We start from the raw sequence: 14,554 nt of genomic DNA, 5'->3' as shown, positions 1-14,554 counted from the left end.
ATCAGTTACCAGCTTCCAGCTAGACGCTGACCGCTCTCCTCCCGCTCCAATTCCACAAACCGCATCGCAAAGGCGTTACGCGCATCCGCCGGATAGTCAACACACTTGATCTCGCGCCAGTCAGCCGGATTCCACTCAGGAAAATAGGTGTCACCGGCAACCGTTGTCTGTACCAACGTCAGATACAGTCGCTTCGCCAACGGTAGCGTTTGCGCATAAAGCGACGCGCCGCCGATCACCATGACTTCCGCACCCGCGACCGCCGCCAGCGCCGCATCCAGTGAGTTGAACACGTCGCATCCATCGGCTTGATAGTGCGGATCGCGTGAGATCACCAGATGCCGACGGCGCGGCAGCAGTCCGGGCAGTGATTCCCAAGTGCGCCGCCCCATGAGAATCGGTTTATCGAGCGTCAGCGCCTTAAACTGCGCCAGATCCGCTGGCAGATGCCAGGGAAGCTGCTTGTCGCGCCCGATCACCCGCGCCCGATCCAGCGCCGCGACCAGAGCAAGCTGTGGCTGTTTCACGCAGAGACGATAGTCAAACGCGGGGCAGTGGCGGCGGTCGGCACTGACCACAGCCGTTCGAGGCCGTAGAAGTCACGCACTTTCGGGAGCATAACGTGGACGACTACGCCGTTCAGATCGACTAATGCCCATTCGCCTTCGGCCAGTCCTTCAGCGCCGAGTGGGGTTTCGCCCGCGTCTTTGGCGCGAAATGCGACCGTTTCGGCAATCGCTTTTACATGCCGATCCGAGGTGCCGGACGCGATGATCATATAATCAGTCACGGCGGTTTTGCCGCGTACATCAAGCACTTGCACATCGCGGGCTTTCATGTCGTCCAGTGTTTCAAGCACGATTTGTTTCAGTTGGTCAAGCGGGATGGATTGGGCGTGTGTATTCATCATCAAATTAAATGCGCAAAAAGTGATCATCAGTGTCAGCGGGCCGTGTCGCGCTCAACCGCGTCGATCCGGTCGCGCATAGAGCTGATCGTGTTCGATGCGCGTCAGCACGGCATCGGGGAGCAGATAGCGCGGGCGGTGTCCACGGGCGATGAGGGCACGGATGCGGGTCGAGGAAATATCCAGCGGCGTCAGCGTCTGCAACAGAATCCGACCCCCGGCCTGCGTTGCGAGCTGGTGCGGCGCGGTGCAGGCGCGTTCCTGATAGAGCTGGCGCAGAGCAGGGCTGGCAATCGGATCATGTCCGGGGCGGTGCATCACCACCAGATGCGCCAGCTCCAAAATCGCCAATGGGCGATGCCAGTCGAGAAACCCAGCGTAGGCATCCGCGCCAATCAGCAGACATAGCGGTTGACTAGCCCCAAATTCGTCGCGCAACGAGCGCAGGGTGTCCAGTGTATAGGAAGGGCCGTCGCGATGCAGCTCGCGTTGATCGAGCACAAAGCGCGGTTCATCGGCGAGTGCAGCGGCCAACATCGCCACGCGCTGGGCGATGCTGGCTTGCGGTTGCGGGCGATGCACGGGAACGCGCAGTGGAATAAAGCGCACCTGCGCCAGATCGAGCATTTGCAGGCATTCCAGCGCCGCCCGCAGATGACCGAAATGCACCGGATCGAAGGTGCCGCCGAGCAGACCGATCAATTATGTGATTTCACGAGCAGCTTGAAAATCTTGAAATTGATGATCCAAAAGCGAATGAATTGCCACGGAATAGATTGGCGCATGTAGCGCGTAAAACCAGTGGGAACCGGCGGATAATAGGCTTGCTGATAGGGTTCTTTATTTTTGGCGGGCATGGAAGCAAATCCTCGCGTTTTTGAGTGATCTGGGATGCAACGGGCGCTATTATCTGCGCCCGATAACGCAGACCGCAATCAATGTGGCATCAATCGGGCAGAATCGACCAACCCGGACGTAATTTGGCCTGATAGATGAAAACATGATGAAGAATGTATTTCATCCAATGCCCAGCTAAACCAATTTCGCCAAACGTCAAATCCATATCACGCCCATATTGCGGATAGGTTTCATAATCCGGCACCACCGGAAAGACAGTCATGGTTGCGGCTGTGCCCTTAAAAATATCCATGCCGGTTGATGCAACGCAGGCTGCGCCCATTTCACCCATTGACGCGGTATGGCGCAATTCGGTTGCGCCATTTAAAAGATCGCGGATATTTTCAGCGACGGCTTTGCCAATCGTCGCTGAGGGCATTCCGGTACGCGGCGGCGTGGGGCTAATTTGCATTCCGCTTGGGCTTTTCATTACCTTGCTAATCGGATGCGGCGGTGCGAAGGCGATGCCAATAGCAAAGATATTTTTATAGTTGGGCGTTTGATAGGTTTTCGGCCAATCGGCTTTACTCCATTCTTCAAACGGTTTGGGATTATAGTCAGCATCGACCTTCATAAAGCCATTGGGCGCAAACACTTGCTCGGTAATATCCGTGCCCGATTGGTTATAGGCTTTGAAGCCAACGCCCGAAAACGGCGGAATCAGCATCGAGAAATCGAATGCTAATTCATGCTGACTGCCGTCGAGTTGCTCGTAATAAATTTTACCCGGCTCGACTTTGGTCACAGCAGCGCGGGTAATCCATTCTATGCCGCGTTCGACCATCAGCGATTCGCCGAACACCTTGCCATTGGTGACATATCCGCCGCGAGTGATATGCACGCCGCCCATGCCAAAATCACCGAGTTCATATTCATTGCTAATCCAGACCAAGCGGGCGCGATCACGCACCCCCGCTTCGCGCAAGACATGATCGACATTATAAATATATTCGAAGGCGGCACCTTGACAGGTACACATGCCATGCCCAGTGCCAATAACGAAGGTTTTTGTCGCGCCGTTTTGCATGTCAGCGATACAGTCGCGCAATTTTTCATTGGCTTCGACGGCATGTTCTGGCGTACAAACTGACATGGTATAGCCAGTCTCTGGCCCTAATCCCGGCGTTGCACCGAAATTAAGTTTGGGGCCGGTGGCGTTAATCAGATAATCATATTCGATATTAGCTGATTCACCGGCGCGTGCTGGATCGGTATATTCGACCGTGACGAATGGCTTGGAATGCGCGGCGCTCCCTTCTGGGTTAATAGAAATCGCTCGCGCCTGATGAAAGGCGACATTGATTTTTTTATAAACGGGTTCCAGATCAAAGGTGACCTGAGATTCGTTCATTTCACCCACGCCCACCCAAATATTGGAGGGGATCCAATTCCATTTCGCTTTCGGCGAAACCACGATGACTTCGTGTTTTTTGCCAACCCATTTACCCAGATAGCGGGCGGCTGTGTGACCGGAAATACCGGCCCCGAGAATCACGATACGTGCCATAACAACTCCTCCATCCACACTTTTATAATATCGGTACACAGAATCTGCGCGGGCCGCTGGCAGACAGCCAGCACTCACGCTGACAAGCTGTTCGGTTCTGGGCTTAATCCTACATGCGCGGACGCCAGATTGACAATTCTCAATCCGCGCCCGCATCGGCCTCAGCCGCGCACCTCACCATCCCCGAGCACGACGAATTTTACCGAGGTCAGCCCCTCTAGCCCGACCGGGCCACGCGCATGGAATTTGTCAGTGCTGATGCCGATTTCCGCGCCCAAGCCGTATTCAAAGCCATCGGCGAAGCGCGTCGAAGCATTGACCATCACTGAACTCGAATCGACTTCGCGCAAAAACCGCCGTGCCCGCGCATAGTCCTCGGTGACAATCGCATCGGTGTGCGCCGAGCCATGACGGGCGATGTGCTCCATCGCGGCCTCCAGCCCAGCGACGACGCGAATCGACAAGATGGGGGCGAGATATTCGCTATCCCAGTCGGCGTCAGTCGCGGGCACAGCCTCGGCGATCAGTGCGCAGGTCTGCGGGCAGCCGCGCAGTTCGACGCCTTTATCACGATAGGCAGCCGCCAAGCGCGGCAGGATCGCGGCGGCGACCGGCGCATCCACTAATAGCGTTTCCATTGTGTTGCAGGTGCCATAACGCTGAGTTTTGGCATTGATCGCAATCGCATAGGCTTTATCAAGATCGGCATGGGCGTCGATATACACATGACAGATGCCATCGAGATGTTTAATCACTGGCACCCGCGCCTCGCGGCTGATGCGCTCAATCAGGCTTTTTCCGCCGCGTGGAATGATGACATCAATCGCCTCGGGCATGGCGACCATTGCCCCGACAGCGGCGCGGTCAGTGGTGGCAACGACTTGCACGCCGTCTTCGGGCAGACCGGCGGCGACTAATCCAGCTTGAATGCAGCGGGCGATAGCTTGATTGGACGCGAACGCCTCGGAACCCCCGCGCAAGACGGTGGCATTACCTGATTTGAGACAGAGCGCGGCAGCATCGGCGGTGACATTGGGGCGTGATTCATAAATGATCCCGACCACGCCGAGCGGCACGCGCATCCGCCCGACCTGAATGCCGCTGGGCCGATAATTGAGATCGGTGATCGCGCCGACTGGATCGGGCAGGGTGGCGACTTGGCGCACACCTTCAATCATGGCGTCGATGCGGCTGGCGGTCAGTTCGAGCCGGTCGAGCAGCGCCGCATCTAGTCCTTTGGCGGCACCGGCGGCGAGATCCTGTTGATTGGCGGCGGTCAGCGCGGCGCGTTCTTGCTCAAGCTGCGCGGCAATCGCTAAGAGCGCGTGATTTTTCGCTGCGGTGCTGGCGCGAGCGAGCTGGCGTGACGCGGCGCGGGCGCGGTGCCCGAGGTCGGTCATGTAAGCGGGAATATCGGTGATGGTGGCGTCAGTCATGGTCAAATTGGGTCTCAATGGGGCGGTGGAATTTGCATACAGGATATGCGCGTAGGGTACGCATTGCTTACCTTACTTTGCTGCTTAATCCGTCCACAAGGCATTCAGTGGAAAAGTGATCGCATCAAATGGCGGTTGACTGACAGGCGCATCATCCTGAAGCGTCGCTAATAACAACCAATGGCCATCATTCTGCAACTGATACACTTCTAATGTTCGCACCTGCGGATCAACTAACCATACATATTCAACCCCTTCACGCGCATAAATCGGCATTTTAATTGCGCGATCTTTCGCCGTCGTCGAAGGGGATAAAATCTCACACACCCAATCAGGCACCAATTCAAACCACGCAGTATCTGGGATTGCGGGCAGACGCTCACGTCGCCATCCGGCTAAATCAGGCACTAAAATCTGTGCGCCAAGATGCAATTCCGGTTCATCAAGAATCCACCAACCGCCGGGGCCGGATAATCCCCCATCAAATGGGCCGCCAATTAAATAACCCAAGACGGAATAAGCGCGTGTGTGTTTCGCAGCCGGACGTGGTTGGGTATACAACGTGCCATTGATGATTTCGCCAATTAAATCATTGGGTAAATCAAGCAAATCATCATACGTAGCAAATTTGAGTGCGGCTTGTGACATGGGAGTTTGACCTCGAATACACTGTTAGATTTGCAGATATGTAGCTTTATAGATTTGTAGGGTACGCACTGCGTACCTTACTTTGCTTTGCTACACAATCAATCCTTGTTCAACATCGCGCCACGCTTGGAGTGCAGCGTCTTTAATCGACGCATCGACGAGCGGAAATGTCGTCAGCACATGCGCAAATTCATTTTCAGTCAGTCCATATAAATGGGCAATCAATCCATCTAATTCCGCACGGAGTGTAGCGCGTTCCTCGGCTTCCAGAACGCCATGCTGGGTTAAGCCGACGGCTTGCGCTAAATCATCAAATTCGGGTGTGGTGCAGATTAAACGCGCAGCGCGGCTGACAATCGGATTAAATCCGGCATCTTTATCTGTTAAGCGTGGAATTGGAATCTGATAGATAAAAAACATATTCAAATTTTGCGAAACTTTTTGCCGAATAGCGTTATCAATAACAAAGCTATTCATGGCTCCAGCAAGAAAAATTAAGACGCTCAAGTTATTTTCTTCAACAGAAGTAATAATTGAGTTTCCAGAAAAAACTTTACTTGGCAACAAAGAAACAATTAAAGAACGTTCATTTGTATTAGATGCAACAGCTCGAAATCCTAAACGATAATTTTGATAATCCATTATTTGTCCATAATCTTCCTGACGACCTAATATAGCGTCGCGACCGCTTTTTTCATCAACCCAATAACGCGGCTCACAATAATCAGCTTGAAACTGCCAAATCATCTTCCCCTCATACAACGGCAACCGCCCCCGCCCCGGTTTAGTTTGGAATAAATAACTGTCATTTGTCATGTGAAATTCATTTGTTAAACGCAAATTCCATGTTCCTTCAATACTCTCACCTAACAGCGGAAACTTCAGCAGCTTTTCAGCAATTTGAATATCTAAAGCGGTTTTGAACTCCATCACCGAATGCGAATCTGGAGAAAGTCGGCGGATCAAATCCACCGACAGCGGTAAGCCGATTTCACTCGGAAACCCTCTCAAATCGGCAACATCATGGCGCATAAACGCCGCTGGAAACTTTTCCGTTGATCCACCTTTAGCAAAAGTCAACACGACAAACTTAAAGCTCCGATGAACACCCTCAAAAATTTCATTACGATTCTCAAAACAAAATAACCCAGTAACGGTATTTTCATTAAACAACAAATCCCGCAATCCCTTTGCGCCCAAATCCGTATAAATACCCGACGGAATCACAATCCCGCACTCCCCGCCCTCACGCAGTAAATTGACACATTGTTCAACAAACAGCTTATATAAATTCACATCGCTGCCGGTTTTCTTCCCATTCACTATCGCCGACTGATGCTTAAACTGTGGCGCAACCCGAAACCAACTCGACACATGCGCAAAACCGCTCAAATACGCCAACCACGCCGACCGCAACGACGCATCTTTTAATAACTGCGCTTGCTCCTTTTCAAATTCCTTAATCGTCATCTTATTTTTACTGACCGCATCCGAATGCTCTAAAAAAAACTCCTTTGCATTCGGCTTAAAAATCTCCCAGGGTGGATTCGTAATAATCGCATCAAACCCGCCGCGCTGATTCAAAACATCATCAAACTCAAATCCCCAATGAAACGGCTGCAACGCCTCAATATCCGCCAGTTGCAAGATCCGTTTTTTTGAATTTGCAGATTTCTTATCTTTTTTCGCCCCCTTCTCTGAAGGCTTTTTTTTCGTCGCCTTCTCTGAAAGCGCCTCCTCAAACTTAATCCCCGCTTTCGACCAATCCGCCAACAGCAATTCATTTAGCGTTGTTTGCGCTTCTTTTTTCTGTTTTTCAATCGCCTGCTTTAAATCAGATAAATCAAAATCACCAATATAACTACTCGTATGCCGATACGTATCAACCAGTCGATTCTTCTCGTTTACCACCTCCGCATAAGTTTTTTTGCGGAACAACTCAAATTGCTCACCCTCTTTCTGATTTGCATCAAATTGTTCAGCATCAACCCGCAGTAATCCAATCAACGAATTACCCGCTAAAATGTTAAAATCAATATTCGGCAATGGCTCCAATTCATCGACTGTATTCGCCGACGCTACCAACGCCAAAAACAACCGCAACTTCGCAATCTCCGTTGCCTCCGCCATAATATCCACACCAAACAAATTATCCGTAATAATCCGCCGCTTAATAAAATACATGATACTTTTATGTTGACGCTCCCATTCTGCAACTTGCGCACTCAACTGCTTATTTTTGAGAAACGGAATGCGCCCAATCACCGCAGAATAAATATTGATGAGCGTTTTCAATGCCGCCACCAAAAATGCCCCTGACCCACACGCCGGATCAAGCAACTTCAAATTTGGCAAAACCTTATTTAATAATTGATCACACAAATTGGCATCCAGCTTCATCAAAATATCCGTATAACGACTAAACACGCGGCCCGGCAAGTGTGGCAAATAATCGGCATTGATGGTATTGATACGCGCCACAATCAACCGATGAATCGTCTGCTCGCACAAATACTCGGTAATTTCAGGTCGCGTATAATACGCACCAAAAGTTTTTTGATTGATATACTTCTCAAAAATATATCCCAACACATCAGGATTGATTTCATCATCCTGTGCGCCCACCGTATCATTCAGATTCCACGAATACCGCGCAAACAACTGAAACAAATTTTCAAATGCGACATCTGGAATAAAAATAGCATGTTGATACTGCTCCTCTAACCGATGCGGCAAAAATAAACCGCCATTCAAAAACCGAATCTCACCAATCAACGCCTGAGCCGCCGCGCTACGCTGATCCGGCGTTTTAGCAAATCCCTCAAAAAACAACGCCTGCAAAAACTCAGCATAAAAGCGATCTTTACCGCGCTGCTGACTTTCAGCTAATTTAGTCACTAAATAATCACGATCCCCATGCCCTAAAAAGTGCTTACGCTGCAAAAACCATATAAACATCAACCGATTCATCAACACCGACGCATACCAACGCCGATCCGCTACATCGAGAATGCCATCAATCAATTCAATAAAATCCAATCGCTGCGCATCATAATCCTTAAAAAACTTTTTCGTCACCCGCTCAACATCTAATGCCGCCTGCATCCGCTCCACAAGCTGCGCCAACGGAAATTGCCCCGATTCATCAAATTCATTGATGTCTACGATAATCGCAGAAATCTTAGACATAAATAAATCGCCCGGCTGACCCTGAACATATAAATGCTCACGCGGAAATACTTTTTTCCCCTCCCGCTTCACCCATAACCACAAACTTTGCGTTGGCGCAGTCACCTGATCGACAAAAATCACTAAATTCTCATGCGCAATGTTAGACAATTCTTTATAAATCGCTAAACGCCCATCACGATCCGGCAACCCATCCACCAAAAACACCACCACTCCCGACAATTCAGCAATGCACGTAATAACCCACTCTGTCTGATGCGCTGTAATCGTCAGCGATGACTCACCCGACACCCGCGACCAACCGAGTTCTTCAATAAACAATGACTTGAAATCAAAGTTTTGAATATGATTGCGCAAATTCTCAGTTTTCAATGTAGCCATCATTTAACACTCCATCAACAATTAGCGCCATCAGCGCGGAATCATAACCGGCTTGATCGGTTTGTTTGCTATTTCACGCGCTAATATGAATTAGCTTGTGCTTTTAGCAAGCCCAAGCGAACAAATCAACTGCACTTCGCGTTCTTGATCGTGCTCCTCAATCACACATAAGCGCCCATCTTCACGCAACGCAAATGCTAAATCAAGCAACTGATGATCGTCGATACCTAATTTAAGCTGTCGCCCCACAGTTTCACGCGCCGACACATGCAATGGATGATTATAAATCTCTTCTAGCGTTCGGTCGAAACGACGCATATAGTCATCAGTCATCAATAAATCCCGTTTTTCACCAAATGCCAATCTTAAACGCTTCAACCGCTCATACAATTTAAATCGCACCCCCGAAGGCCGACCTAATTGACCATTTGAAATCCGCTCTTCCTTGACAATATGCTTTAACCCATCTTGCGTTAATTGATGATGCAATTCAATGCGCGGCACAGGCGGCGTATCTGCTGTGCAAGCGGCTGCTTTCAAAATTGTCAACTGCGATTGCGTCACCGACTGACCCTTTTCATCAATCCACGCTAACGTATCATTATCTTGCGTCGTGCGCATATACACCAACACTCCACTTGGCGCAAGCGGCGTTTGTTCATGCGCTTTCGTTGCATAAACAACATTCGGCATTGCCTCAATTCGCGCTGTCAAACTCGGATCAGCATCTGTGGCATTCTTCCAAATCTGATACGCATACGACGATAAATCAACTTCCATATCTTCTTCATCATCAAGAATGCCATTTTTCTCTGTATATAAATCACGCATCCGCGCACTGTCTTGCTCATCATCAAAAAAACGCTCATCCGATCCCACAACCTCAGAATTTTCAGTCAATCGCTGTTGCACCCGCGCCCGTAATTGAATCAATCGCTCGACGCCATCTGCTGGCATAAATGAATAACAGCTAATCGTATCCGACTGCTGACCAATACGATCTACACGCCCCGCCCGCTGAATCAAACGAATAATCGCCCAGGGCAAATCATAATTCACCACAATATGCGCATCTTGCAAATTCTGCCCTTCAGATAATACATCAGTCGCAATTAACACCCGCAATTCATCTGCCGCCGTCACTGTTTGCTGCTTGGCATTCGCTACCGGCGCAAAACGCCACGCTAACGCGGTTGGATCAATACTTTGCCCAGTCGCTTCCGCGACCTGCTCAATACCACGCGCTATTAACTGCGTTTTCAAATAGCGTGCTGTATCTGCAAACTGCGTGAAAATCAATACTTTATCATGCGGGTGATGTTGTGTGACTAACTCAACCAGCGCATTTAATTTAGTATCGTTTTCAGGCTGCCAAACACCACAATGATGCAATACCGCTAATAACGCTCTCGCATCGTTCAGCAAATGTTTAGCTAATTTTTTTTCAAACAATGAACTCGGCAACCATTTAAACCGCTTTTTTAAGCTACCGCTATAGAGCGCATAAGCTTTAGCGGCTCGCGCTCGATAATCAGCTTCAGCACTTAAAGCGTTCAGCGTTGCGAGATCATCAACAATTGCATCATCTGCATCATCGTTTTTATCTCTTACAATCGCTTCAGCGTCTTCATCAGTATATAAAGAATCCAGTAATTCCGCGCCCTGCGCACCAAGCGGAATCTCTAGCCCCTCTTCAATGGCATATAACACAATAAAATTGCGTAAAATATGGCGCTCAATGGATAGCAAAAATGCTGGGCCAGCACTTTCCAACCGCTTAAATAGATTCACGCGACAAAATCCCATCAAGCGCGTTCCAGCTCGTGATAAATCTTTAATAATATGAGCGTGCTGTTGCGGCAATGATTTTTTTTGTTTCTCTAAGAGATAATTAGCTAATCCATAACGCGGTAAGCGTAGTGCGTTGATTGTATTCACAACCGTATCACTGTAAAACCGTGCATAGGGATCATTTGGATCATTATCATCAATCTGAAATGTCAAATTTTTCGGAACGCGCTGCGGAAAATAAGAGCGACGACCATCAGGAAACAGCAAATAGCGCCCACGTTCATCCTCATGCGCATAATGCTGCAAAATAAAACTGCGGGTGCGCCGCACCATATAGAGCCGCATCAAATCACGCCAGTCATCGGCAAACTCACTTTTTTCAAAAGCCGCCAATGAGTGAATAGCACATTGATGCTGGGCTGAGAATTGCGATTCACCCCCAAGACTGCTTAATAGCTTCTCTGGGCGAATACCTAAATGTGTGTCTTCTTTCAAAAACAGCGCAAGTTGTGCTGCTAAATCACGATAGCTTTTATTATAGGGCGTCGCTGACAGCAATACCGTTAAACTGTCATTCCGCTCAATATAATCATGAATTACTTTCCATCGCTTACCCGCTTTATTGCGTAAATTATGCGATTCATCAATTAAAACCAAACGATACCGCCGCGTTTTTTCCGGCAGTTCACTTAATACTTTTGAGAGTGATAATACTTTGGCATGAAGTCGATAACGATGCACATAATCTTCCCACATCGACACTAAATTTTTCGGACAAATAATCAGCGTCTCGGTGTAATAATCATCTTCAAACACCTTTGCTAAGGCTGTCGCAATGATTGACTTACCCAAACCGACCACATCACCCAGCAGTACGCCTCGGCGTTTATGAAGATGATGTGCTGCGATCTTAACTGCCGCAATTTGAAAATCAAACAGCATTTCCCCAAAAATAGCCGGAATCCGAAATTCAGATAATCCGGTACGCGCATCCTGCGCAAGATGATAAGCCATTTTAAGATAGACATGATAGGGCGGAATCAATCGCTCACCCGCCCAGCTTGTATCAATAATCTCAGCTAATTCTTGAGAAATATCTAAACACAGACGATCATGCCAACGATCCTCAAACCAAGACACTAGCTTATTACAGGCATCATGCTCTAACACATCGACATTCAATTCGCCTTGTTTCACAAGACCAGCAAATGTTAAATTCGAGCTACCTAAAAATCCGGTTACTGGATTATTTATATCTTGACGATAGAGTAAATATAGCTTTGCGTGCAACGGATGCCGAAGATACACTTTAACGACCAGTTTAGCGGTGCGAATCTGTGCAGATAATAGCCGTAAACTCGTTTCATCATCATTGGTTGGTGCGCCAATGGTTAGTTGCTGGCGAAATTCTTCGGCAATGCGGCGCTTTTCGCGGAATGCCGTTTGATTATCAAGATCATCGTTCATATCACCACGCAAACTGAGCAATTTGCGGAGCGTATCAGTTGGCGAAACATGCATCCCAACTAATAAGCGGCAACAGTGCCCTTCACCACCTGGCCAATGATTGATTGACTCAGATATATGACGCCACCCGCGCAGATTAAAATAACCAACGCAAAAATCCGCTCGTTCAGAAAACTTGAGTGTTTCTTGCAGCGCGGATAATAACGGTTGGTTAATATTGTCAAAAATTCTTGGCATGAGAGAACTCAATTTCAGTTAAGTTAAACGCTACGCTAAATTTTAGCGCAGTAGTACGTACTCTATGGCTAGTGCGCTTCACCGCACATCCACCCATCGCATTCCCGCCCCCCATATAATCGCCACATACACAACGCAGCCTATGATTATCCAACCGCTCAACTTGACAAGTTGCGTTAGCGTATCGGCAGCTAACCAAGCGGTATCTTGATTGATTCCCCAATATAGAAGCAATCCCATCATCAGACTTGCTAATAGCGTGCGGATTAAAAATCTTCGCCAACCCGAACGCGGCTGATAAACACCTATGATCCGCAATTCACGCCACAATAATCCAGCATTGATAATCATGGTGAGTGTTGTTCCCAGCGCCAGCCCAGTATGACCGAATGGCATCATTAAAACGAGATGCACAATCACCCCAACACCTAATGCAATAAACGCCATACGTAGCGGCGTGCGTACATCTTGCCGCGCCTGAAAGCCCGGCACTAACACCTTCACTGCTAAAAATGCCGGAATGCCTATGGCATAGGCCATCAAGGATTGCGCGGCCTGAATTACATCTGCTGCGCTAAATGCTGCGGATAAAAATAGCGTTGCGATAATGGGTTCAGCTAAGATGAATAATCCGACGGCTGCCGGAAATCCCAGCAAGACTACGCATCGTAATGCCCAATCTAGGGTAGCGGAAAATTGCGCTGTATCGTGCTGAGTTTGATACTGGGCTAAACGCGGTAAAATCGTTGTTCCTAATGCTGCACCGAGTAATCCAAGCGGTAATTCCATCAGTCGATCTGAATAATACAGCCACGAAATACTCCCGACGGCTAAAATTGACGCTAACAGCGTATCCAGTAATAAACTGATTTGCCCGACCGCACCGCCGAGAATGGTTGGCCCAAGTCGATTCAAGACCGCAAGCACGCCCGCATCACGCGGACGAAAACGCGGGCGTGGCCATAGTCCCAAGCGCCGTAAAAATGGCCACTGAAACGCCAGTTGCACCACCCCGGCAATCAGTACGCCGCCAGCCAGCGCCACAATCGGCGTCTCCAGATACGGTGCCCACCACAGCGCACAGCCGATGAGTACCAGATTGAGCAGCGCGGGCGTGAGCGCCGGCACACCAAAGCGTTCGTAGGTATTCAGAATCGCGCTGGCGAGCGCGGTGAGGGTGATGAACACCAGATATGGCAGCGTGAGTCGTAGCAGCGTCGTCGCCAATGCCCATTGCTCGGCATCAGCGGCAAAGCCCGGCGCAAAGGCGAGAATCAACAGCGGCGCGGCCAGTACGCCAACGCCGGTTAGCACCAGTAGTGCCGCCGCGAGCGTGCCTGTCAGATCATCGACAAAGGATTTAAGCGCGGGCAGACCGTGACGCGCACGATAGTCCGTGAGCACTGGCACCAGCGCCAACGCGAACGCGCCCTCGGCAAAGAGTCGCCGCGCAAAGTTCGGGATCTTGAATGCGACAAAAAACGCATCGGTCGCAGCATCCGCACCGAACACCCGCGCAAGCGTCAGATCACGTATAAAACCCAACACCCGTGACAGCAGCGTTGCGCCGCCGACTGTAGCAAACGAAGCCAATAATGAAGCCATGCAGTGCGACCATTTCGGCAGGCAAAGCGTTGAATGGTAATTGACAATCCAGAAACAATCAGAAATACTATTTCGTCCAAACCGCGTTCGGTGTGGCCCGGTTGCAGGCCGACCTTCCACGCGGTTTTATTGTTTTGAACTTGACCGCGTCCGCAGCGAAATTCTCGGGAGACTCTCCGTTGGCTAACTCACCCCAAGCGCGTAAACGCGCCCGTCAATCAGAAGACCGTCGTCAGCGTAATATCGCGCAGCGCAGTACCCTGCGCACCTTCATTAAGAAAGTGATTAAGGCGATTCGCGCCGAAGATAAGGAAGCCGCCGTGCAGGCGTTCAAAGATGCCGTTCCGCGCATCGACCGTGCCGCACGCAAGGGTTTGATTCACGCGAACAAGGCCGCTCGCCACAAAAGCCGCCTGAACGCGCACATCAAAGCGATGGCCTAATCTGCCCATCACCTGCTTGATGGTGTTGACACGAAAAAACCGGCCT

The 14,554-nt window shown here is 49.7% G+C and carries 11 protein-coding genes; 1 reads left to right on the top strand and 10 read right to left on the bottom strand.

All coding sequences use genetic code 11. The features are described 5' to 3' along the window. Nucleotides 1–5: 5 nt before the first annotated feature. The 10 genes from BLW10_RS05765 to murJ form a co-directional block, all read right to left on the bottom strand. Nucleotides 6–527: a dihydrofolate reductase gene (locus BLW10_RS05765; protein ID WP_091332975.1), complete on the bottom strand. Its 522-nt coding sequence runs from the start codon at nucleotides 525–527 to the stop codon at nucleotides 6–8. Continuing rightward, complete coding sequence (gene rsfS, locus BLW10_RS05760; RefSeq protein ID WP_091333033.1) at nucleotides 524–886, bottom strand: ribosome silencing factor; 363 nt, start codon at nucleotides 884–886, stop codon at nucleotides 524–526. The genes BLW10_RS05765 and rsfS overlap by 4 nt, the downstream gene beginning before the upstream one ends. Nucleotides 887–961: 75 nt before the next feature. Continuing rightward, the gene (gene nadD, locus BLW10_RS05755; RefSeq protein WP_091332974.1) at nucleotides 962–1,609 is read right to left on the bottom strand and encodes a nicotinate-nucleotide adenylyltransferase; all 648 of its coding nucleotides are present in this window, start codon (nucleotides 1,607–1,609) and stop codon (nucleotides 962–964) included. Beyond that, nucleotides 1,606–1,764, bottom strand: a complete 159-nt coding sequence (locus BLW10_RS13960) for a hypothetical protein (RefSeq protein ID WP_012971339.1) — start codon at nucleotides 1,762–1,764, stop codon at nucleotides 1,606–1,608. Before BLW10_RS13960 ends, nadD begins: the two co-directional genes overlap by 4 nt. Before the next feature lie 89 nt (nucleotides 1,765–1,853). Continuing rightward, nucleotides 1,854–3,311, bottom strand: a complete 1,458-nt coding sequence (locus tag BLW10_RS05750) for an NAD(P)/FAD-dependent oxidoreductase (RefSeq protein WP_091332972.1) — start codon at nucleotides 3,309–3,311, stop codon at nucleotides 1,854–1,856. Nucleotides 3,312–3,472: 161 nt separating this feature from the next. Next, nucleotides 3,473–4,747, bottom strand: coding sequence for a glutamate-5-semialdehyde dehydrogenase (locus tag BLW10_RS05745; protein ID WP_091332971.1), 1,275 nt, complete (start codon nucleotides 4,745–4,747; stop codon nucleotides 3,473–3,475). Between the two features lie 84 nt (nucleotides 4,748–4,831). Then, a complete protein-coding gene (locus BLW10_RS05740) occupies nucleotides 4,832–5,395 on the bottom strand; it encodes a Uma2 family endonuclease (protein WP_091332969.1) in 564 nt (187 codons plus the stop codon). A gap of 90 nt (nucleotides 5,396–5,485) precedes the next feature. Continuing rightward, nucleotides 5,486–8,236 carry an Eco57I restriction-modification methylase domain-containing protein gene (locus BLW10_RS05735; RefSeq protein ID WP_218139701.1) on the bottom strand — a complete coding sequence of 917 codons (2,751 nt, stop codon included), beginning with the start codon at nucleotides 8,234–8,236 and terminating at the stop codon, nucleotides 5,486–5,488. 819 nt (nucleotides 8,237–9,055) lie between these two features. Then, nucleotides 9,056–12,460 (bottom strand): helicase-related protein, encoded by a 3,405-nt coding sequence (locus BLW10_RS05730; RefSeq protein ID WP_091332966.1) that lies wholly within the window; start codon nucleotides 12,458–12,460, stop codon nucleotides 9,056–9,058. A gap of 78 nt (nucleotides 12,461–12,538) precedes the next feature. Then, entirely contained in the window at nucleotides 12,539–14,065 is a 1,527-nt protein-coding gene (murJ, locus tag BLW10_RS05725; RefSeq protein ID WP_091332964.1) for a murein biosynthesis integral membrane protein MurJ, read from the bottom strand. Between the two features lie 179 nt (nucleotides 14,066–14,244). Between murJ and rpsT the strand changes: the two genes are divergently transcribed. Continuing rightward, complete coding sequence (gene rpsT, locus BLW10_RS05720) at nucleotides 14,245–14,508, top strand: 30S ribosomal protein S20 (protein ID WP_091333031.1); 264 nt, start codon at nucleotides 14,245–14,247, stop codon at nucleotides 14,506–14,508. The last annotated feature ends 46 nt before the right edge of the window (nucleotides 14,509–14,554 follow it).

The sequence above is a fragment of the Allochromatium warmingii genome (assembly GCF_900107145.1).
Classification (GTDB): Bacteria; Pseudomonadota; Gammaproteobacteria; order Chromatiales; family Chromatiaceae; genus Thermochromatium; species Thermochromatium warmingii.
Note: the sequence above shows the minus strand (reverse complement) of the source record. Positions and strands in the feature narration are given on the sequence as shown.

Excerpts from the sequence above, each read along its gene's own strand:
- BLW10_RS13960 (WP_012971339.1), bottom strand. The coding sequence starts at position 1,764 with ATGCCCGCCAAAAATAAAGAACCCTATCAGCAAGCCTATTATCCGCCG.
- BLW10_RS05750 (WP_091332972.1), bottom strand. The coding sequence starts at position 3,311 with ATGGCACGTATCGTGATTCTCGGGGCCGGTATTTCCGGTCACACAGCC.
- BLW10_RS05745 (WP_091332971.1), bottom strand. The coding sequence starts at position 4,747 with ATGACTGACGCCACCATCACCGATATTCCCGCTTACATGACCGACCTC.
- BLW10_RS05740 (WP_091332969.1), bottom strand. The coding sequence starts at position 5,395 with ATGTCACAAGCCGCACTCAAATTTGCTACGTATGATGATTTGCTTGAT.
- BLW10_RS05730 (WP_091332966.1), bottom strand. The coding sequence starts at position 12,460 with ATGCCAAGAATTTTTGACAATATTAACCAACCGTTATTATCCGCGCTG.
- murJ (WP_091332964.1), bottom strand. The coding sequence starts at position 14,065 with ATGGCTTCATTATTGGCTTCGTTTGCTACAGTCGGCGGCGCAACGCTG.